This window comes from Paenibacillus puerhi (genome assembly GCF_009846885.1).
Classification (GTDB): domain Bacteria; phylum Bacillota; class Bacilli; order Paenibacillales; family NBRC-103111; genus Paenibacillus_G; species Paenibacillus_G puerhi.
On the sequence record NZ_WUWM01000005.1, the window covers coordinates 205,043 to 225,984 of the forward strand.

The following is a 20,942-nucleotide window of genomic DNA, read 5'->3' on the forward strand; positions in this document are numbered from 1 at the left end:
AGGGAGCATACATATGACTGTAAAAGATGGACAGCTTGCCTTCAGACTACCGCGGATTCCGTAAGAGCGTTGGGAGGACGATCATGATGCAGTCGCTGTTGAGTTATTTTTCCGACCCTATGAAACAGATTCTAGCAGCTCTATCAACGAAACTGACGTATCCGATCCAGGAGATACGTATCCGCGAAGGTCGCCCGCTCGAAGCCTCATGGGGAGGCGGCTACGGCTTTATCTCCGTCGATGGGGATTGGCGCCAGGCTCCGGAGCGGGCTTACCGGCCGACGCGTCAGGATTGCGCCGCTTTGCTGGAGCTGCTTACCCAGCATTCCATGTATACCTTCGAGGAAGAAATGAAGAGAGGCTTCCTGACCGTACCGGGAGGTCACCGGGTCGGTCTCTCCGGACGCACGGTGATCGAGCAGGGGAAGGTCAAGTATATCAAAGAGGTCAGCGGGTTCAATATCCGTATAGCGAGAGAATGGAAGCAGGCGGGCAAAGCGGTCGTTGCTCACCTGACCGAGCCCGGACAGGGGCGGATTTTATCGACGCTGATCGTTTCGCCTCCGCAGCTAGGCAAGACCACCTTGATCCGGGATATCGCACGGCTGCTGAGCAGCGGAGAAGCGCTGGAGTCAGGGCGGGCGTATAAAGTCGGAATCGTGGACGAACGCTCCGAAATCGCGGCCTGCGTAGGCGGGGTGCCCAGCTTCGATGTCGGTCCGCGGACGGATGTGCTGGACGGCTGTCCGAAGGCGGAGGGCATGATGATGATGATCCGCTCCATGTCGCCCGAGATCCTGATCGCGGATGAAATCGGACGGGCCGAGGATGCGTCGGCGCTTCATGAAGCTCTTCATGCGGGCATCAGCGTCATTGCTACCGCCCATGGGAGGGACGTTCAGGATGTCGGAGGACGCCCGATCCTAAGGGAGCTTCTCCGTGACGGAGTATTCGAGCGCTTTGTCGTGCTGTCTTCGCCCGGACAGTCAGGATGGGGGGACAGGAAGGCAGTCGGACCGCTGACAGCCGTCTATGATACAGGAGGACGGCGGATCGACGAGCGGCTGACGCTTCGTGGAGGGGCAAGCTTATGAAGCGTCGGCGGGGAAGGAGCCTCCTGCGCAAAGGGAGCCCGCCATGATCAAGCTGCTCGGCGCAGGCATGATTCTCCTGGCGGGCACGCTGCTCGGATTTTATCAGGCTTCGCAGCTGTCCCGACGTCCGAGACAGATCGGCGATGCGATTAGGCTGCTTCAACGGCTGGAGACCGAGATCGTCTACGGCTATACGCCACTGCCGGGGGCGCTTCGGAAGACGGGGCAGTCCAGCGCTACGGAGGTCGGAAGCTTATTCGTGCGCACCGCCGATGAGCTGCTTCGCTCCGGGGGCAGGCCCGTACAGCTGATCTGGCAGGAGACCGTGCAAGCTTTGTGGCGGAATCTGTCCATGAAGCAGGGGGAGAGGGAGGTGCTGCTCCAGTTCGGAGCAACGCTAGGACTGTCGGACCGGGAGGACCAGGTCAAGCATGTAAGGCTGGCCATCAGCCAGCTTCAAGGGGAAGAGGACAATGCCCGGGACGAACAGCAGAGGTATGAACGGATGTGGAAAAGTCTCGGACTGCTGATGGGGGCGCTGGTCGTAGTATTGATCTACTAAATCCGGACTGTCCGGCGCAAAGGGTTTTAAGGATGGGGTGCCTCTCATGAATGTGGATGTGAATGCGATATTTCAGATTGCCGGCATCGGCATCATTATCGCGATGATACACACGGTGCTCAAGCAGATGGGCAAGGAGGACATGGCCCACTGGGTTACGCTGATCGGATTTGTCGTTGTGTTGTTTATGGTTGTCCGTCTGCTCGACAGTCTGTTTCAGGAGATCAAAACAATCTTTCTCTTCCAATAAGGAAGCTTTAGCTCAGGTGGCGAGGCGGGAGCGGCCCATGGAGATTATACAGGTGGTAGGACTCGGTCTCTTAACGGCGGTGCTGGTGCTGGTTATCAAGGAGCAGAAGCCGATGTTCGCCTTTCTGCTGACGACCTTTACCGGGATTGTGATCTTCCTGTTCCTCATCGGCAAAATTTCGTCTGTTATTCACATGCTGGAGGATCTGGCAGCCAAGGCCGACATCAATGTCATCTTTCTTAAAACGATATTGAAAATTATAGGTATCGCCTATATTGCCGAGTTCGGCGCCCAGGTCGTCCGGGATGCCGGACAAGAGTCGGTCGCAGCCAAGATCGAGCTGGCGGGGAAGGTCCTGATTATGGTCATGGCCATTCCGATCATATCCGTCATTATCGAAACGGTTATCAAGCTGCTGCCGGCCTAAACGGCGAGGGGCTGCAGGGGGCTGACGCAAGCTCCGGCCATCCCGAGCGGCAGCCAGGCGCTGAACCAGGAGATGAAGCCCATGTTCCGACCGAATCGCCGCATACGCTGGCTGATTACCGCCGCGATCCTTACCGTGTTTTTCTTCGGCAGCGACACCGGGATCGCTTGCAAGCACGGGGCCGGATGTACAAGCGGCGTACAGGCGGCCGTACCGGCCGATGAGCTGGTTCGCCAGCAGGCCGAGCGGCTTCCTCTGGATCAGGTAGAGCAGTTCTGGAGCACGCTGATGAAGCAGTACGGAGGTTACTTCCCGGACAGCAAAGCGCCCACTTTCAAGGACCTGCTTCTGGGGGCCAAGGACTTCAGCATCGGCAGCCTGTTCGCCGGTCTGCTCAAGTATTTCTTTCATGAACTGATCTATAACGGCAAGCTGCTGGTGTCCATCGTCGTTCTTACCGTGTTCAGCATGCTGCTGGAGACGCTGCAAAGCTCATTTGAGAAAAATGCCGTCAGCAAGGTCGCATATGCCATCTCCTTCCTTGTGCTGATGATTCTTGCGGTCAACAGCTTCAATGTCGCTATCGGATACGCCAAGTCAGCCATCACCGATATGATTCACTTCATGATCGCCGTCGTACCGCTGCTGCTGACACTGCTGGCATCGATGGGCAATGCGGTATCCGTTACCGTGCTTCATCCGCTTATCGTCTTTATGGTTCACGCGGTAGGAACGGCGGTGCATCTGGTCGTCTTCCCGCTGCTGTTCTTCTCGGCGATTCTGCACATCGTCAGCGGATTGTCGGATAAATACAAGGTGACACAGCTGGCTAATCTGCTCCGGACGGTAAGTCTGGCGTGCCTCGGCATTTTCATCACGGTCTTTCTGGGCGTGATCTCGGTCCAAGGGGCGACCGGAGCCGTAGCAGACGGGGTCACCATACGGACGGCCAAGTATATTGCGGGCAACTTCGTACCTGTGGTAGGCCGCTTGTTCTCCGACGCGTCGGAGACGGTGATCGGAGCCTCGCTTCTGGTTAAGAATGCGATCGGTTTGGCGGGTGTTGTCGTCATCATGGTGCTCTGCGCTTTCCCCGCGCTGAAAATAATGGCGTTAGCCTTCATATATAACATCTCCGCAGCGGTGCTGCAGCCTCTCGGAGATAATCCGATGATCGCTTGTCTTCAGACCATCGGCCGAAGCATGATTTATGTGTTTGCCGCTCTAGCGGTAGTCGGGCTGATGTTCTTCCTGGCTATTACGATCATGATCGCGGCGGGCAATGTATCGGTAATGATGCGCTAAGGCTCGGACGAAGGGAGGGGCGGGCCTGGAATTTTTGAGCCAATGGCTAAAGTCGGTTGTGCTCGTCATTCTGATCGCAACCTTCGTGGACCTGCTGCTGCCGAACCGGTCGATGCAGCGTTATGTGAAAACCGTCATGAGCTTATTTCTTCTGATGACGCTGCTTCAGCCGCTGCTGTCCCTGCTGAGAACCGAGTCCGCTATCGAGGAAAGGCTTACGGCAACCCTGCTTCAACCGGAAGCCGTCAAGGCGGAAGGGCGCATCGATTCGCTCGAGGTTATCCGTCAGCGCGGCCAAACGCTGCAGGAGCGGCAACGGGAGGACGCCGAACGATTGGTCCGTTCACAGGTAGCCGAGCTGATGAAGCGGCAGATCGAGCAGCAAGTTCCCGTCAGCGTGCGCAGCGTGAATGTCGAAACCGGGCCGAATGATCAGGGGCAGCCCGTGATCCGCAGGGTGGTGCTGGCGGTGGAGGAGGCAAAGCCGGAGGACGCTTCGCGTGAACAGACACGTACCCAAGCGGCGTCGCCTGCGATCGGAGCGTTCAAGCCGATGGAGCCTGTTACCCCGCCTGCTGAGGTGCGGATCGGGCGGGGAGCTGCGCCGGCCGCCCAAACGCATAAGGAAGAGCAAACCAAGCTTATTTCCCCAAGTCTGCTGCAAGCGAAGACGCAAATTATTCGGTTGCTGGAGCTGGATTGGCAGCTTCGGCAGGAACAGATCGAGCTGATGCTGGAACCGTCCCCGGGGAGGTGAGTCGATGGAGGAACATCAGAAGAACAAATGGCTTCGCTGGCTGGGCGGCGGTCCGGGAGGACCGAAGCGGGTCCAGGCGTTCCGCTGGCTGCTGCTGCTCGGACTGGCGGGAGCCGCCCTGCTCCTTATGGATTCCTTCCTCACCGTGAAGGATGTGGAGCCGCTGGGCACTAGCCGCGCCTCCCCGGAGGACAAGTCGAGCACGGTCTTCGGCAGCTCCAGCCGGGAACAGACGAGCTTCCGGGAATACGAGGAGGCTTACCAAACCAAGCTGCGCGACATGCTGTCCCAGATCGTAGGCGTCGGCGAAGTCGAGGTGCTGGTCACGATCGAGTCCACCGAAGAGATCCAGACGGAACGCAATACAAAGGAAACGCAGCAGGTGACGAATGAGAAGGACCAGCACGGAGCCACCCGGCATATAACCGATGTGAGCCGCAGCGGCGAGGTCGTCGTATATGAATCGGGAGGAAACGGGAAGCAGCCGCTGATCGTCAAAACTATCAAGCCGAAGATCCGGGGGGTTCTGGTCGTAGCCAAGGGAGCGGATAACCTGACGGTTAAAAAAATGATGATTGAAGCGGTGGAACGGGGGCTTGACGTGCCGGCGCACCGGATATCGATATTGCCCCGGAAGCAATAGCCGCGGCTGTCTAACGTATATAAACCCATCTGAGGAGGAATTAGGGATGAACTCCAAAAAACAAACCATATGGCTGGTATCGATGCTGAGCTTGATGGTCGTGCTCTCTGCTTACTATCTGTTTACCGAGGATGTGAAGGAACTGGACATCGCGACTACCGCTGCCGGTCTCAAGACGGATGAAATCGTCGTGAATACGGGTCAGCTGGATACGGGCGCTCCTGCAGCGGCAGACGCCAAGGCCGTGTCCGCCAAAGTCAGCGAGGCCAAAACAGACGCAAAGGCTACCGACTTGAAAGCCGCCGAAGCAAAGACAGCTGATCCGAAGGCTGAAACCAAAGCAGACGGGAAATCGAGCGGGGCCGCAGCCGGTGTCGGCCAAGCTCAGCCCGTGTCGAAAACGGACGCAGGGGCCGTGACAGAGGAAGCCAAAGTTTTGCAAAATATGCAAGCGACGGCCAAGGCCACATCCGGCACGGATTTCTTTATCTCCCAGCAGCTGAAGCGTAACGAAGAGCTGGCCAAGCAGGTGGAAAGTTTGATGACGATAGCAACCGATCCGAAGAAAAGTAAGGAAGAGGCGGCCAAAGCGCAGGAGGAGCTGGGCAGGCTGCAGGATACACAGGACAAAGTCACCAGCTTGGAAGAAAGCCTGATGAAGGATTACCCGCAGGCGGTCGTTACCCAGGATGCGTCCAAATGGAAGGTAACGGTGCAGGCCACCAAGCTGGAGCGCAGTCAGGCAGTGAGCATCGTCGACAAGGCGATCGAGGAGCTCGGACTGAAGCCGGATCAGATCAAGGTTGAAATGAAGCCGTAAGCAGCCGGATTCGACAATCGGATGAGCTTCGCTCCATACGGCTGGACCTAGTATGGATAGTAGGAATGGAGAAAGAGCCTGCGCGCGTCAGGCTCTTTTTGCCGCCTGACTTTTGCGGGGCGCCAAACTGCCTGACGGGCGGAAGGGTGTGAAGAGCGGTAGGCCCGGTGCCGTAATAAACTCTTCCCTTCAAACTAGATTGTGATATAATAACAACGTCAGAAAGCCCAAAGGAGTGGATTTCCTGTGTTTAAGCTGAGCGAAATCAAAGAATTGGTCAAGCTGGTGGACCAAAGCTCTTTGCAAGAACTTGAGATTGAAAGCGAAGGCTCGCGCCTTTTCATCCGTAAACCGGTAAAAACCGAACAGGTGCTTGTCACCGCTGCTCCCAGCGCGCAGCAATTCGCCCCTGTGCTGGCGCCGAATCCGGCAGCAGCGGCGGTACAAGCCCCTGCGGCACAAAGCTCAACGGCTGCCGCTCCCGTGGCTGCCGATGCGGGATTACATACAATTGCATCTCCGATGGTCGGCACGTTCTATTCGGCGCCTTCGCCTGGAGCTGCATCGTTTGTTTCCAAAGGCAGCGAGGTTAAGGAGAAAACCGTCGTTTGCATTATTGAAGCGATGAAGCTTATGAATGAGATTGAAGCCGAGGTCAAGGGCGAGATCGTTCAAGTGCTGGCTGAGAACGGTCAACTCGTCGAGTACGGACAACCGTTGTTTCTGGTGAAACCGGAGTAAGTAGGAGGAGAACCCTTTGAAGTTTCATAAAATTTTGATTGCCAACCGCGGCGAGATCGCAGTTCGGATCATCCGCGCGTGCCGTGAGCTCGGCATCGCTTCGGTCGCGGTGTATTCCGAAGCCGACCGTGATGCGCTGCATGTCCGATTGGCCGACGAGGCTTATTGCATCGGGCCGACGCTGTCCAAGGACAGCTATCTGAATTATACGAATTTGATGAGCGTGGCTACCTTGACCGAGACCGATGCCATTCACCCCGGTTACGGCTTTTTGGCTGAGAATGCCGACTTCGCAGAGATTTGCGAAAGCTGCAACATTACGTTCATCGGTCCTTCTCCGGAAGCTATCAGCAGGATGGGGGACAAATCCGTCGCCAAGCAGACGATGAAGGAAGCGGGAGTACCGGTAATTCCGGGCTCTGACGGCATTGTCGACCATATGGAGGATGCTATCCGGCTTGGACGCGAGATCGGCTACCCCCTTATTATCAAAGCGACCGCAGGGGGCGGAGGCAAAGGTATCCGTATTGCCGAAGACGAGGAAATGCTGATTCAACAGATTACGACTGCCCAGCAGGAGGCTCAGAAGGCGTTCGGCAATGCAGGCGTTTACCTTGAGAAATATTTGACGGGCATGAAGCATGTCGAAATCCAGATTTTGGCGGACAAGCATGGCAATGTCGTTCATCTGGGCGAGCGCGATTGCTCCGTTCAGCGGCGCAGACAGAAGCTCGTGGAGGAAGCGCCTTGTCCGGTGCTGACGCCCGAAATCCGTCAGAAGATGGGCGAAGCCGCAGTGCGTGCGGCACAGGCCGTCCAGTATTCCGGCGCAGGGACGCTGGAGTTTTTGCTCGGACAGGACGGGCAGTTTTACTTTATGGAGATGAATACAAGGATTCAGGTGGAGCATCCGGTTACCGAGATGATCACAGGAATCGATATCATAAAGGAAATGATCCGCGTAGCGGAGGGCGAGCCCCTATCCTTCACTCAGGATGAGGTGCAAATCAACGGCTGGGCGATCGAATGCCGCATTAACGCCGAGGATTCCGAGCGCAACTTTATGCCGTCGGCCGGACAGATCCAGTTTTATTTGCCTCCCGGCGGATTTGGCGTGCGGGTCGATAGTGCCGCTTATCCGGGCTATACGATATCCCCTCATTACGACTCCATGATCGCCAAGCTGATCGTGTGGGGAACCGACAGGGATGACGCCATCCAGCGGATGAAGCGTGCGCTTGCGGAATTTGCCGTTGAAGGCATACATACGACGATACCGTTCCACATGAAGCTGCTGGAGCACAAAAAGTTTTTGGCGGGAGACTTCGATATCAAATTCCTGGAAGAGCATGATGTCAACGATCCGAACTCGTAATGACCGGTTCCTTCGTTCACTTCGTTGTCATATTTTTGACCGGGTGGTATAGTATACAGTATAGACAAGGTTTGAGTTGATGCCAGAACCAGTCGCCAATTTTCGGTTGAATAGAATCGGATTTATGATTGTGTTCCGCAGAAAATAAAAGGAGGACCTACCATGAGCTTACTTGCTGCCGATTACGAAAAGACCGACATGGGCACGATCCAAATTGCACCTGAGGTTATTGAAATCATCGCCGGCATGGCTACCATCGAGGTGCCGGGAGTCGCTGGCATGAGCGGCGGATTTGCCGGCGGGATCGCCGAGCTGCTCGGGCGTAAAAATTTGTCCAAAGGCGTAAAAGTCGAAGTTGGACAGCGCGAAGCGGCGATCGACGTCTCCATCGTGATCGAGTTCGGCACCCGGATTCCCGAAGTGGCGAGCGGCGTTCAACAGAACGTCAAGCATGCGATCGAATCCATGACCGGGCTGAGCGTGATCCAGGTGAACGTGCATATCCACGACGTTATTTTCAAAGGTGCGGAGAAGCCGCCGGAAGAGCCGGAAGTCAGCTCCCAGCGCGTGAAATAAACCGATCATAGTCAGGTCGAACCCCCTTACGTTCACGTCTGGGGGTTTCCTCCATATTGCGGAAGGAGTCCAAGCCCGTGGCCAAAGTACTCGATAAATTTCTGTTGTTCCTCCTCAGCCTCATCGTTCTTATCGCAGCCTTAATTGCGCTGTTTGCTGCATTTGGCTGGGTTTCGCTCGGCAGCACCAAGCAGTTTGCCGAACATGTCTATGAGGATTTCAACTATGCGATTCCGTTCATTGTCACATCGGCGGTTGCCGGCCTGCTGGCCCTGCGTTTTCTGTATGTATCGGTGCGCCGCGGGAAATCCTCCGTGCCTTCGATCGACCAGCGGACGGAGTTCGGCGATATCCGCATCTCGCTCGATACGGTCGAGAACTTGTCCCTGAAGGCCGCCTCCCGCTCCCGCGGCGTACGCGATCTGCGCGCCCGGGTGAAGGTCAACCAAGCCGGTCTCGAGATCGTCATCCGTGCGATTGTCGACGGTGAAACCCCGATTCCAGGCTTGACGGAAGAGATGCAAGCTAACGTAAAAGGGCATATCGAAGAAATTACCGGCATTCCCGTGGCGTTCGTGTCCGTATTTATTGCGAACATTCAGCAATCTGCCCCGACGTTTAAAAGCCGCGTAGAGTAGGAAGGGGTGCCCCGAGCATGTGGAGGCAAATGTGGGAACAGCTTTTCGATAAGCACAGAAGCGCGACGCTCTGTACCCTTGCAGCGGGCGTGCTGGGCATCATTTATTTGTTCTTTGGTTTGTTTCATATGTTAATCTTTGGCTTGATCGTATATACTGGATATTATATAGGGAATAAGCTTGACCGGAACGAGCCGGTATTTCCCGCAGAAGACGTTTGGCGCCGGCTCATGGACAAATGGAGAATGTTCCGCTAAAATCCTTGGGAGCCGCCCAAGGATTTTTTGTCGGGCAAACGTGAGGCCGGATTTGAGCCAACAGGAGGATTTTCAATCAATGAGACGAAGACTGGCAAGGGAGCTTGCCCTGCAAAGCTTGTACCAGATGGCGATGAACGAAGTGACGACTACCGATGCGGTCGACCATGTCGTGGAGGAAGCCCGAGGCGAGGATGAAGCGCAGCTGACGCGTGCGAAGGACCAGATCTCAGAGCTCGATGTCAAGGAATTGGTCGAGGGGACGCTGCGTTACAAATCGCAGATCGATCATCTGCTGGTCGACTATTTGAAGGGCTGGCAGATGGACAGGCTCTCCAAGGTCGACCGCGAGATACTGCGTCTGGCCACTTATGAGATGATCTATAGCGATGACGTTCCGCCGAAGGTGGTCGTGAACGAAGCGATTGAGATGTCGAAAAACTTCGGAACGGAAGAGTCCGGCAAGTTCGTCAACGGCGTACTCGGCAAGATGATCCGGGATCTGGAGACGCTGCGGGGTCAAGCTCCGCGGGAATAAACCAGGGCGTTATCTGCCATCAGGGCAGGCCTGAAGCTAAACAATCCGCGAGGATACGATGAAAGGGGAACAATGTATGTCTGCACATGTCATCAACGGGAAGGAACTAGTAGGCGCCTATCGTGCCGAAATCAAGCAGCAGGTCGAGCGTCTGGCCGAGCGGGGGGTTAAACCGGGCCTGGCCGTTGTGATCGTGGGGGATGATCCGGCCTCTCACGTGTATGTGCGCAATAAGAACCGTGCCTGCGAAGAAGCGGGCATCCACTCGGAAGTGTATAAACTGGCTGAGGAGACCACGGAGGGCGAATTGCTGGCTCTCATCGGCAAGCTGAATGCAGACCAGGCCATTCACGGCATTCTGGTCCAGTCTCCGCTTCCAAAGCATATCGATGAGGAACGAATCGTCGAGGCGATTGCGGTAGAGAAAGACGTAGATTGCTTCCATCCCGTGAATGTCGGGAATCTGATGATCGGCAAGCCGGGACCCGCGCCTTGCACGCCTGCGGGCGTGATCGAGATTTTGAAGAAGGTCGGCGTGGAGATTGCGGGCAAGCATGCCGTAGTCATCGGACGCAGCAACATCGTCGGCAAGCCGATGGGCATTTTGCTGCTCAGGGAGAATGCGACGGTGACGGTATGCCATTCGCGGACAAAGGATTTGGCGGCGATCACGAGCCAGGCCGATATACTCGTAGCGGCTATCGGTAAGCCGAAGGTGATCAAGCGCGAGCATGTGAAGCCCGGAGCCGTCGTAATTGACGTCGGCGTAAACCGGCTGGATACCGGCAAGCTGTCCGGCGATGTCGATTTCGACGATGTGGTGGATGCGGCATCCGTGATTACCCCCGTACCGGGCGTCGTGGGACCTATGACGATTACGATATTGCTGCGTAACACGCTGGAAGCGGCGGAGCGTGCGGCAGGCGTAAGCGTCTCTTCGTGAGCCTATGAACCAGAAAAATATACTCTCCATCAAGGAGCTTAACCGGTTCATCAAGCTGAAGCTGGAGAGCGAGGACGCCCTTCAGAATGTTTGGGTGCGGGGTGAGATTTCGAACTTTACCCATCATTCGAGCGGGCATATGTATTTTACGTTAAAGGATGCGGACAGCCGGTTAAAGAGTATTATGTTCGCCTCTTACAACCAACGGCTGGCCTTTATCCCGCGGGAAGGCACTAAGGTGCTCGCCTGCGGGAATATCTCCGTCTATGAGCGGGACGGGCAGTACCAGTTCTATGCGACGCAGATGCAGCCCGACGGGATAGGCAGCCTATATCTGGCCTTCGAGCAGCTGAAGAAGAAGCTGGAGGGCGAGGGCTTGTTTGCGCCGGAGCGGAAAAGACCGATACCGGCGTTTCCGCGTGGGATCGGCGTCATAACATCGCCTACAGGGGCGGCCGTACGTGACATCATCATCACGCTGCAGCGCCGGTACCCGTCCGTGCCCGTGCTGCTCTATCCGGTGCTTGTCCAGGGTAAGCAGGCGGCGCCTTCGATTGTGAAAGCGATTGACGAGATGAACCGGCTCGGCGAGGTCGACGTGCTGATCGTCGGGCGCGGCGGGGGGTCCCTGGAGGAGCTCTGGGCGTTCAATGAAGAGGCGGTCGCAAGGGCGATTCATCGCTCGCTGCTGCCGGTGATCTCGGCGGTAGGGCATGAGACGGATTTTACCATCGCCGACTTTGTGGCGGACCTTCGGGCCGCGACGCCTACGGCGGCGGCCGAACTGGCCGTTCCGCATCACTTGGAGCTCGCGCAGCGGCTTACCCACCTGAAGCAGCGGCTCTATGGCGGGCTGACGTCGAGGCTCGACCAAAGCCGGGAGCGGCTGCGGCGCTCCGAGCGCTCCCCGTATCTGACGAACCCGCGCAGGCAGCTGATGCTGCAGCCGGCAGAGCGTCTGGACCGGATGCGGGAGCAGCTGATCTACAAAATGCGCGACAGGTTGAATAAATCGCAGGAAACGCTGATGAGGAAAGAACGCCAACTGGCTGCTTTTAACCCCAAGGAGCAGATCGTGTATACGCGGAAGCGTCTTGAGGGAGCGAGGCGTCAGTTGAGGCTGTCGATGCAAGCGGCGCTCAAAGGCAAGCAGCGGGACTGGCAGTCATCGATCCGTCAGCTGGACGCACTAAGCCCGCTGAAGGTGATGCAGCGCGGATACAGCCTTGTCTATGACGAACAAGAAAAGCAATTGATCAAGTCGGTCGAGCAGATCCAGCTAGGAGATGTGCTGAAGCTCCAGCTGTCGGACGGCAAGGTCGATTGTCATGTCTGGTCTATGGAGGAGAAATCAAAATGACGGAGCAGGAACAAAATACGCCCAGCTTCGAGCAGGCGATCGAGCAGCTCGAGAAAATCGTCGCGCGGCTGGAAAGCGGAGACGTACCGCTGGAGCAGGCGATCGAGCTGTTTCAGGACGGTATGAGGCTGTCCCAGCTTTGCGGCCAGAAGCTTGAGCAGGTGGAGCGCAAGATCGAGATCCTGCTTGAGGAGGAGGGCGGGCTTGCGAAGAAGCCCTTCCAGCCCGGCGAAGGAGATTCTAAATGACGACAAGAGCGGACATCGCAGATTACATCAAGGATCAGGCGGCGCTGATCGAGCGCGAGCTGGAGAGATCCGTTCCGGCCGAATGGAACATGCCGGCCGCTCTGCGCGAAGCGATGCAGTATTCGCTGATGGCAGGCGGCAAACGGCTTCGTCCCATTTTGGTGCTAGCTGCAGCCGAGGCGCTTGGAGGGCGTCCCGAGGACGCGCTTCCCGTAGCGCTTGCAGTGGAGATGATACACACGTATTCGCTTATCCATGACGACTTGCCGGCGATGGACAATGACGATTTCCGCCGCGGCAAGCCGACGAATCATAAGGTATTCGGCGAAGCCATGGCGATCCTAGCGGGCGACGCGCTGCTGACCCATGCGTTCTATTCGGTCGTTCAGGCTGCCCGGAAGAGCGGGGTGCCTGGCGATACGATAGCCGATATCGTAGAGGAGCTGTCCAGGCTGTCCGGCGCTCCGGGCATGGTCGGAGGGCAGGCGGCCGACATGGAGGGTGAGCAAGGCGTGACGAGGCTGGAGGAGCTGGAGTATATCCATCTTCACAAAACGAGTGATCTGATCGTGTTCTCCGTGAAAGCGGGAGGACGGATCGCCGGAGCAAGCCGCGAGCAGCTTGCCGCTCTGGAGAGATTCGGCACTTGCATCGGGCTGGCGTTCCAGATTCAGGACGATATTCTCGATCTCGTCGGCGACGAGACTAAGCTGGGCAAGCCGGTACAAAGCGATGTGAAGCAGCAGAAGGTGACGTACCCGTACTTTATTGGGATCGAAGCGTCGCAGGCGAAGGTAGAGGAGCTGACCCGGGAAGCCCGGGAAGCGATCACGACCGCCGGATTCCCGTCGCCGGAGCGGCTGCTTCAGCTGGCCGATTATTTGATGAAGCGCGACCACTAGTCCCTGAGCTTATTCGCCAGGAGACCGGGGGAATGCCGTTTGTCATACAGGCTGGCTGAGTTTCGTTTGAGCGGGCCGATGCTCCGTGATATAATAACTTGGTACATATCACGGGCATAAACATCTTATTACGGAAAGCGAGGGGAACAAGCATGCTGCTCGAACACATTCAACAGCCTGAAGATCTGAAGCGTCTGACGCTCGAACAGCTCGAACCATTGGCAGCCGAAATCCGCCAGTTTCTGGTCGAGAATTTGTCGGTGACCGGCGGCCACCTCGCGCCGAATCTTGGTGTTGTCGAATTAACGCTCGCCCTGCATTACTTGTTTGAGAGTCCCCAGGATAAATTTATATTCGATGTCGGACATCAATCTTATGTGCATAAAATGTTGACGGGACGTATGGACAGGTTCAATACGCTTCGCAAATATAAAGGGCTTTGCGGCTTCGTCAAGCGCTCCGAGAGCGAGCACGACGTCTGGGAGGCCGGACACAGCAGCACGTCGCTCTCCGCCGCTATGGGGATGGCCGTCGCGCGCGATCTGACGGGCGGCACGAATCGCGTCATCGCGATGATCGGCGACGGCGCTCTGACCGGAGGGATGGCGCTGGAGGCGCTCAACCATATCGGTCATGAGCAGCGCAGACTGATGGTTGTGCTGAACGACAACGAGATGTCGATCGCTCCGAACGTAGGCGCGCTTAGCAACTATTTGGCCCGGATCCGTTCGGACCGCCACTACGTGAAGGCCAAGGAAGAAGTCGAGCATCTGATCAAGAAAATTCCCGCCATCGGCGGGACGCTGGCCAAGACGGCTGAGCGGTTGAAGGATTCCTTCAAATATCTTGTCGTTCCGGGCATCTGGTTCGAGGAGCTGGGCTTTACGTACTTCGGGCCCGTGGACGGACATAATCTGCCGCTGCTGATGGAGACGCTGAGGCAGGCGGATAAAGTGAACGGACCGGTCGTCGTCCATGTCATCACGCGGAAGGGGAAGGGCTATTCCCCGGCGGAGGCCGACTCCCACAAATGGCATGGAATCAGCCCTTACAAAATCGAGTCCGGGCAAGTTTTGAAATCTGTGGGACCTCCGATGTATACGGAGGTGTTCGGCAGTACGCTGATCGAGATGGCGAGTCAGGATCCGCGTATCGTGGCAGTCACCCCGGCCATGCCGGGAGGCTCGGGACTTACCGGATTTGCCAAAGCGTACCCGGATCGGATGTTTGACGTCGGCATCGCCGAGCAGCATGCGGCAACGTTCTGCGCAGGGCTCGCGGCGGAAGGTCTCAAGCCGGTTTACGCCGTCTACTCGACCTTTATGCAGCGTGCTTACGATCAGATCGTACACGATATTTGCCGGGCGAATCTGAACGTAGCGTTCGCGATCGACCGTGCCGGATTCGTCGGCCCGGATGGAGAGACGCATCATGGCGTATTCGATATTGCTTATTTGCGGAGCATCCCTAATATCGTCGTGATGATGCCCAAGGATGAGAATGAGCTCCGGCATATGATGCACACGGCGCTTGTGTACGACGAGGGCCCTATCGCCTACCGGTATCCGCGGGTCAGCGGACTCGGAGTTCCTCTGGATGAGGTGCTGGAGCCAATCCCGATCGGGACTTGGGAAGTGCTTAGAGCAGGTGCGGATGCGGCCGTGCTTGCCGTCGGTCCGATGATCCCGATCGCGCTGGAGGCTGCGGAGGCTTTGGCCAAGGAAGGCGTCCAGGTTAGGGTCATTAACGCCCGGTTCATCAAGCCGATGGACGAAGCGATGCTGCTTCAGCTGGCCAAGGAGGATATACCGGTCGTAACGCTTGAAGAGGGTTCCGTGATGGGCGGTTTTGGCAGCGGAGTGATGGAGTTTTATTCGCTGCACAACATCTTCGGCATGCGGGTTAAGGTTATCGGCGTGCCCGATTATTTCGTCGAGCACGGTTCGGTGAAGGAGCAATACGCTGAGGTCGGCTTGACTGCCGAGCGGCTGGTCGGCGACATACAGGCACTGGTGCCCCGCAGGAGGCAGCGGGCGTAGTCAGCAGCAGGAACGATAGAGGAGCTTTACATGAATCCGGATAAAAAGGCAAAGGAACGGCTGGACGTTCTTCTCGTCGAACAAGGCTTCTTTGAAACCCGGGAGAAGGCCAAGGCCGCCATTATGGCGAATCTGGTGGCGGTGTATGGGGAGCCTGTGGATAAAGCAGGCACCAAAATTCCCGTCACCTCCTCCCTTACGGTGAAGGGAGCCCTTCACCCCTACGTCAGCCGAGGCGGATTGAAGCTGGAGAAGGCCTTAAAGTCCTTTTCACTTGATCTGACCGGCGTCACGATGATCGATATCGGCGCTTCCACGGGAGGCTTCACCGACTGCGCGCTGCAGAACGGAGCCTCCGAGGTGTACGCGGTCGATGTCGGCTATAACCAGCTGGATTGGTCGCTTCGCAAGGACCCGCGGGTTCGCGTGATGGAGCGGACCAACTTCCGTTTTATGCAGCCCGGGGATTTGTCGGGTCCCGTTCCGACCTTCGCTTCGATCGACGTGTCCTTCATCTCGCTGAAGCTGATACTTCCGCCGTTGTTTCAGCTGCTGGCTCCAGGCGGCGCCGTCGTGGCGCTGATCAAGCCGCAGTTCGAGGCGGGGCGCGAGAAGGTGCCCAAAACAGGCGTGGTGAAGGAGCCCGCGGTACATCGCGAAGTGCTGGAGGCTGTTCTTGGTTTTGCGGGTGAGACGGGCTTTGCTATACGCGGTCTGACTTACTCGCCGATCAAGGGTGGCGAAGGCAATATCGAGTTTCTGACGTATCTGGTCAAGCCGGGATCCGTTGAAGGCCCGGACAGCGTACAGGACGAACAGCAGCACGAATTGAATATTGATCGAACGAGGCTCGATTCGCTGATTCGCGAGGTCGTTCAAGAGTCGCAAGGCATGCAGAACTCATCCGTGGGCTAGTTTCGTCCGCAGCGATGAGTTTTTTGCTGCAGAAGGAGTTTGCCTCCATTTCCCCGAATACTACTCACGAGGTGATGCCATGCAAAGCGGAGACGGGCTGGTCGTACTGCTGCTGATCGCTGCACTCGGGTTTTGGGTATTTGTAAGTATACGGGGAAAAATGCGTGATGCGGTGGAAGCTTCGCCCCCTTTGGACTGGCTGTCCGCAGATGCGGAGATACCGGAAGACGAGACGACAAGCCTGCTTGCGGAGCACGGATATCGCGTACTGGCAGGCAAGCGGCGGATTCCGATCACGATTCGGGTGAATGACGGGGAAACGCTGCAAAGCCGGTTGTTCCTTGATTATATGGCCGAGCGTGACGGCAGCTTCTTTGCCGTTAAGGTAGCCAAGGAACGCAAGCCCCTTGAGCCTACCGGCAGCTCGCTGCGGGATCGTCTGCTTGTCTACCAGCTGCTGGATGAGCAAACGGAAGGCGTATTATACGTAAGGCTGGCGGAAAGGGAAGTCGTCTGCTATCGATTCTCCCTGATGGAGGCGGATCAGGAAGAGTAATTTGATGGAATCGCCATTGCAGAGCTGCTTGACATGATCGTCTAACAAAGCCTAGGAGGAATTTATGAAAGGCCAACGGCATGTGAAGATAAGAGAAATTATTACGAACAATGAGATTGAAACGCAGGATGATCTGGTAGATATGCTTGCCGGCGCAGGATTCCATGTTACGCAAGCTACCATTTCAAGAGATATCAAGGAGATGCACCTGATCAAGGTGCCGCTTGACGACGGCAGGTACAAATATTCCATGCCGGCCGACCAGCGGTATAATCCGCTTCAGCGTTTGCGGCGCGCTTTGAATGACCACTTCGTACATATCGATTATTCCGAAAATCTGGTCGTACTGAAAAGCCTTCCCGGAACAGCCAATGCGATAGGCGCACTGATCGACAGCCTGGAGTGGAATGAGGTTATGGGCACCATTTGCGGAGACGATACGATTTTGATTATTTGCCGGACGAAGGAACATAGCGTTCACGTGGTTAATCAAGTGATGGGGATGTTAAGCTAACTTAAAGAGGTGCGCTTATGCTATTAGAATTATCGATTCGTCATTTAGCGGTAATCGAGCATGTCGAGCTTCATTGCAAGACCGGCTTTCATGTTTTAACCGGGGAGACCGGAGCCGGGAAGTCGATTATTATCGATGCGCTCGGTCTGATCGCAGGAGGGAGAAGCTCCTCGGATCTCGTCCGTTACGGCAGCGATAAGGCTTCCATCGAAGCCTCCTTTCTCGTGGCGGCCGACCATCCGGTATGGAGCGTCTTGTCGCGTCTCGGTATCGAGGGGGAATCGGAGGAAACGCTGATCATCCGCCGCGAAATTTCGGCTCAAGGCAAAAGTACAAGCCGTGTCAACGGGCAGCTAGTCAACCTGGCGATGCTGAAGGAGATCGGCGAATGCTTGGTCAATATTCACGGTCAGCACGAGCATCAATCGCTGTTCCATGCCGAAGGCCATATTCGCTTTCTGGATGCATTCGGAGAGCCGACGATTGGCGAGGTCAAGCGTGATTATCAGAGCGCTTACGCGAACTACCAGGCAGTCCGCAGACAGGTCCGTGAGCTCCAGGAGACGAGTCAGCAGGCGCTGCAGATGGCGGATCTGTACAAATTCCAGGTCGAGGAAATCCGTTCGGTCAAGCTGAAGCCCGGCGAGGACGAGGCGCTGCAGGAGGAGCGGAGAAAGCTGTCCAATGCGGAGAAGCTGTACCAGAGCGCAGCCGATGCCTACGAGCTGTTATACGGCAACGGCAAGGGGCTGGATGTGATCGGCCGCGCTGTTCAGAAGTTGCAGGATATCGCTTCCTACGATACGGCCAAGCTGCAGCCGCTCGCCGAACAGGTTCAGTCTGCCTTCTACCAGCTGGAGGATGCGGCGTACCAGGTCCGAGATTACCGGGATGAAATCGAATTCAACCCGTCCCGGCTCGATTTTATTGAGCAAAGGCTGGATACAATCTCTTCGTTGCGGAGAAAATATGGAGATAACGTTCAGGAAATTATCGAGTATGCCAATAAAATCGAGGCGGAGCTCAGCCTGATCGAGCATAAAGATGAAAGGCTCCAGGAGCTGCAGCGTGAGGAGAGCAAGGCATTTGAGAAGATGTCAAAGCTGGCCTCCAATCTGACGCTGAAGCGTCTGGCGGTGGCGGAGCGGCTCGCCGCAGAGATCGTGGCGGAGCTTCGCGGCCTGCATATGGAGCGCACGCAATTCAAAGTGCAGGTTGAATCGGAGGGAGAGCGAAGGTTTACCGCAGACGGAGCCGATCAAGTGGAGTTTCTGATCTCCGCTAACCCGGGCGAGCCGCTGCGTTCCCTGAGCAAAATTGCTTCCGGCGGCGAAATATCGAGAATCATGCTGGCGATGAAATCGATCTTCGCTCGGGTAGACCGTATACCTGTGCTTGTCTTTGACGAGGTCGATACGGGCGTAAGCGGGAGGGCGGCGCAGGCGATCGCCGAGCGAATGTCCAGACTCTCCAACGATTGTCAGGTCTTCTCGATCACTCACCTCCCGCAGGTGGCCTGCATGGCCGACGTGCATTATCTGATCCGGAAGACGACGGACGGGGACCGGACTTATACGAATATTGTGGATTTGCAAGGCGGAGAGCGGGTTCATGAGCTGGCTCGAATGCTTGGCGGAGTTGAGGTCACCGACAAAACGCTGGAGCATGCTCAGGACATGCTAAACCTGGCACAGGACAAGAAAATGCGCATGAGTTGACGCTTGTGGGAGCATTTTGGAGTTATAAAAGCGGAGGCGGGGGGTTACCTTAAAGGTACACAAACGGCGGTGCTGCGCAAGGATAAAGCTGACCGAGAGGTCGGTGCGCAGGTGTGACGCCGGCCTTCAGGGCAAGGAAGGCCGGCGCCGCTAAGCAAAGGAAGCAAGGGAGCGTGAGCGAATTGAGTTCCAACCAGAGAAAAAGATTGATTGGATTAGTGCTCGTCCTCTTCGTTTGTTTGGGTAGCTTGACCACCCCTTTCCGCAGCTTTGCCTCATTCCCCGAGGAGCTCCGATTATTTACAGGACAACAGACCCATCTGAAGCTGGCCATGCCCGTAAGCGCCCAAATCACCGTGAACCACCCGGAAATTCTCAAAGTGAACGGTTCGACCGAGCATTCATTCCGAGTCGATCTTCATCACCCGATCTCATTGGAATCTTATCAGGCAGGAATAGCGGAAATGAAGCTCAAGCTGTTCGGCGCCATCCCGTTCAAAACGGTCAAGGTCAATGTCGTGCCGGATCTTAAGGTGATTCCTGGCGGACAAACCATCGGCGTCAAATTAAAATCGGCCGGCATCATGGTCGTCGGTCATCATTTGGTTGCCGTAGCCGAGGATAAAAAATCGTCCCCAGGCGAAGAAGCCAAGGTTTTGCTTGGCGATCTGATCGTCAAGATGAACGGCAAGGCGATTCAGGACGTCAGCAAAGTGGCGGAGCTTGTGAAGGAAGCGGGAGAAAGCAAGAAGCCGTTGAAACTCACGATCGTTCGCAATAATGAGACGCTTGAAATTCCTATTGTGCCAGCTTACGATATCGTGGACAAAGCCTACAGGCTCGGCTTGTACATTCGCGACTCGGCGGCGGGTGTCGGCACCTTGACGTTCTATGCCCCGGACCAAGGAGTATACGGCGCGCTTGGCCATGTCATCACGGACATGGATACACAGACTCCGATCTCGGTCGGCGGCGGAGACATTGTTCACTCCAACGTCACTTCCATCTCCAAGAGCCACAATGGCGAACCCGGGGAGAAGCGGGCCCAGTTTTCCAGAGAAAGCAAATCGATCGGCAATATCGAGAAAAATACGCAGTTCGGCATTTTCGGAAAAATGCACGATGTACCTGATCACGGCATTAACGATCACGCGCTCCCGGTCGCTTTTGCCGAAGAGGTGAAGGAAGGACCGGCTCATATCTATACGGTAGTCAACGGCCAGAAGGTCGAGAAGTTCGATATCGAGATTATTCACGTGGCCAAGCAGGAATTTCCGCAAACCAAGGGCATGGTCATCAAAATTACGGATCAGAAGCTCATCGAGAAAACCGGAGGAATTGTTCAAGGCATGAGCGGCAGTCCGATCATCCAGAACGGAAAGGTAGTAGGGGCCGTCACGCATGTCTTTGTCAACGATCCGACCAGCGGCTATGGCTGCTTTATCGAATGGATGCTGCAGGATGCAGGCATCATGCTCCGTACGAAAGATACGACTTCAAAGCCGGAACAACTTCTGAAGGCCAGCTAATGGCCTTCGTTTTTTTAATATTGCAACAAAAAGCGCGTGCAATACGTCAGTAGTAGCGAGGACTGCCTGATGAACACGCTATTTGTCGATAATTGTTTTTTAGAAGGTCGAATTTTCCATTATAATAGATAACAGAAAATAAATCCACAAAAATAATATTCGACAGAAGGATTTTAAAGCGGACTGTCGAATTCATATATTAGGTAAATAATGCTAAAGTTAATTGCCTCAAATG

At 56.0% G+C, this 20,942-nt stretch carries 24 protein-coding genes; all 24 read left to right on the forward strand.

The features are described 5' to 3' along the window. The first annotated feature begins 83 nt into the window (after positions 1-83). The 24 genes from spoIIIAA (at position 84) to spoIVB (ending at position 20,707) form a co-directional block, all read left to right on the forward strand. Entirely contained in the window at positions 84-1,094 is a 1,011-nt protein-coding gene (spoIIIAA, locus tag GSF01_RS06540; RefSeq protein ID WP_159882218.1) for a stage III sporulation protein AA, read from the forward strand. Positions 1,095-1,137: 43 nt separating this feature from the next. Then, positions 1,138-1,656: a stage III sporulation protein SpoIIIAB gene (gene spoIIIAB / locus GSF01_RS06545; RefSeq protein ID WP_159882219.1), complete on the forward strand. Its 519-nt coding sequence runs from the start codon at positions 1,138-1,140 to the stop codon at positions 1,654-1,656. A gap of 46 nt (positions 1,657-1,702) precedes the next feature. Continuing rightward, a complete protein-coding gene (gene spoIIIAC, locus GSF01_RS06550) occupies positions 1,703-1,906 on the forward strand; it encodes a stage III sporulation protein AC (protein WP_072331993.1) in 204 nt (67 codons plus the stop codon). A 37-nt stretch (positions 1,907-1,943) separates the two neighbouring features. Further along, the gene (gene spoIIIAD / locus GSF01_RS06555; RefSeq protein ID WP_159882220.1) at positions 1,944-2,333 is read left to right on the forward strand and encodes a stage III sporulation protein AD; all 390 of its coding nucleotides are present in this window, start codon (positions 1,944-1,946) and stop codon (positions 2,331-2,333) included. 72 nt (positions 2,334-2,405) lie between these two features. Further along, positions 2,406-3,638 carry a stage III sporulation protein AE gene (spoIIIAE, locus tag GSF01_RS06560; RefSeq protein ID WP_159882221.1) on the forward strand — a complete coding sequence of 411 codons (1,233 nt, stop codon included), beginning with the start codon at positions 2,406-2,408 and terminating at the stop codon, positions 3,636-3,638. 34 nt (positions 3,639-3,672) lie between these two features. After that, positions 3,673-4,395 carry a stage III sporulation protein AF gene (spoIIIAF, locus tag GSF01_RS06565; RefSeq protein WP_159882222.1) on the forward strand — a complete coding sequence of 241 codons (723 nt, stop codon included), beginning with the start codon at positions 3,673-3,675 and terminating at the stop codon, positions 4,393-4,395. Positions 4,396-4,399: 4 nt separating this feature from the next. Continuing rightward, on the forward strand, positions 4,400-5,038 hold the full coding sequence (gene spoIIIAG / locus GSF01_RS06570; RefSeq protein ID WP_159882223.1) for a stage III sporulation protein AG: 639 nt from the start codon (positions 4,400-4,402) through the stop codon (positions 5,036-5,038). A 46-nt stretch (positions 5,039-5,084) separates the two neighbouring features. Further along, positions 5,085-5,858, forward strand: coding sequence for a SpoIIIAH-like family protein (locus tag GSF01_RS06575; RefSeq protein ID WP_159882224.1), 774 nt, complete (start codon positions 5,085-5,087; stop codon positions 5,856-5,858). Between the two features lie 246 nt (positions 5,859-6,104). Continuing rightward, positions 6,105-6,599: an acetyl-CoA carboxylase biotin carboxyl carrier protein gene (accB, locus tag GSF01_RS06580; RefSeq protein ID WP_159882225.1), complete on the forward strand. Its 495-nt coding sequence runs from the start codon at positions 6,105-6,107 to the stop codon at positions 6,597-6,599. Between the two features lie 16 nt (positions 6,600-6,615). Continuing rightward, positions 6,616-7,974 carry an acetyl-CoA carboxylase biotin carboxylase subunit gene (gene accC / locus GSF01_RS06585; RefSeq protein ID WP_159882226.1) on the forward strand — a complete coding sequence of 453 codons (1,359 nt, stop codon included), beginning with the start codon at positions 6,616-6,618 and terminating at the stop codon, positions 7,972-7,974. Between the two features lie 162 nt (positions 7,975-8,136). After that, positions 8,137-8,550: an Asp23/Gls24 family envelope stress response protein gene (locus tag GSF01_RS06590; protein ID WP_159882227.1), complete on the forward strand. Its 414-nt coding sequence runs from the start codon at positions 8,137-8,139 to the stop codon at positions 8,548-8,550. A 77-nt stretch (positions 8,551-8,627) separates the two neighbouring features. Continuing rightward, positions 8,628-9,188, forward strand: a complete 561-nt coding sequence (amaP, locus tag GSF01_RS06595) for an alkaline shock response membrane anchor protein AmaP (protein ID WP_159882228.1) — start codon at positions 8,628-8,630, stop codon at positions 9,186-9,188. Positions 9,189-9,205: 17 nt separating this feature from the next. Next, complete coding sequence (locus GSF01_RS06600; RefSeq protein ID WP_159882229.1) at positions 9,206-9,445, forward strand: DUF2273 domain-containing protein; 240 nt, start codon at positions 9,206-9,208, stop codon at positions 9,443-9,445. Between the two features lie 79 nt (positions 9,446-9,524). Then, a complete protein-coding gene (gene nusB / locus GSF01_RS06605) occupies positions 9,525-9,983 on the forward strand; it encodes a transcription antitermination factor NusB (RefSeq protein WP_159882230.1) in 459 nt (152 codons plus the stop codon). A 76-nt stretch (positions 9,984-10,059) separates the two neighbouring features. Then, positions 10,060-10,926, forward strand: coding sequence for a bifunctional methylenetetrahydrofolate dehydrogenase/methenyltetrahydrofolate cyclohydrolase FolD (gene folD, locus GSF01_RS06610; RefSeq protein WP_159882231.1), 867 nt, complete (start codon positions 10,060-10,062; stop codon positions 10,924-10,926). Between the two features lie 4 nt (positions 10,927-10,930). Continuing rightward, positions 10,931-12,286 carry an exodeoxyribonuclease VII large subunit gene (xseA, locus tag GSF01_RS06615; protein WP_159882232.1) on the forward strand — a complete coding sequence of 452 codons (1,356 nt, stop codon included), beginning with the start codon at positions 10,931-10,933 and terminating at the stop codon, positions 12,284-12,286. Then, a complete protein-coding gene (xseB, locus tag GSF01_RS06620; protein ID WP_159882233.1) occupies positions 12,283-12,534 on the forward strand; it encodes an exodeoxyribonuclease VII small subunit in 252 nt (83 codons plus the stop codon). The genes xseA and xseB overlap by 4 nt, the downstream gene beginning before the upstream one ends. After that, positions 12,531-13,436, forward strand: a complete 906-nt coding sequence (locus GSF01_RS06625; protein ID WP_159882234.1) for a polyprenyl synthetase family protein — start codon at positions 12,531-12,533, stop codon at positions 13,434-13,436. The genes xseB and GSF01_RS06625 overlap by 4 nt, the downstream gene beginning before the upstream one ends. Before the next feature lie 152 nt (positions 13,437-13,588). Further along, positions 13,589-15,475 (forward strand): 1-deoxy-D-xylulose-5-phosphate synthase, encoded by a 1,887-nt coding sequence (gene dxs / locus GSF01_RS06630; RefSeq protein ID WP_159882235.1) that lies wholly within the window; start codon positions 13,589-13,591, stop codon positions 15,473-15,475. Between the two features lie 30 nt (positions 15,476-15,505). After that, the gene (locus GSF01_RS06635) at positions 15,506-16,390 is read left to right on the forward strand and encodes a TlyA family RNA methyltransferase (RefSeq protein ID WP_159882236.1); all 885 of its coding nucleotides are present in this window, start codon (positions 15,506-15,508) and stop codon (positions 16,388-16,390) included. A gap of 79 nt (positions 16,391-16,469) precedes the next feature. Next, on the forward strand, positions 16,470-16,946 hold the full coding sequence (locus tag GSF01_RS06640) for a hypothetical protein (RefSeq protein ID WP_159882237.1): 477 nt from the start codon (positions 16,470-16,472) through the stop codon (positions 16,944-16,946). A gap of 64 nt (positions 16,947-17,010) precedes the next feature. Next, the gene (ahrC, locus tag GSF01_RS06645; RefSeq protein ID WP_159882238.1) at positions 17,011-17,460 is read left to right on the forward strand and encodes a transcriptional regulator AhrC/ArgR; all 450 of its coding nucleotides are present in this window, start codon (positions 17,011-17,013) and stop codon (positions 17,458-17,460) included. A gap of 17 nt (positions 17,461-17,477) precedes the next feature. After that, positions 17,478-19,178 carry a DNA repair protein RecN gene (gene recN / locus GSF01_RS06650; RefSeq protein ID WP_159882239.1) on the forward strand — a complete coding sequence of 567 codons (1,701 nt, stop codon included), beginning with the start codon at positions 17,478-17,480 and terminating at the stop codon, positions 19,176-19,178. A 182-nt stretch (positions 19,179-19,360) separates the two neighbouring features. Then, on the forward strand, positions 19,361-20,707 hold the full coding sequence (spoIVB, locus tag GSF01_RS06655) for a SpoIVB peptidase (RefSeq protein WP_201305329.1): 1,347 nt from the start codon (positions 19,361-19,363) through the stop codon (positions 20,705-20,707). Positions 20,708-20,942: the final 235 nt, after the last annotated feature.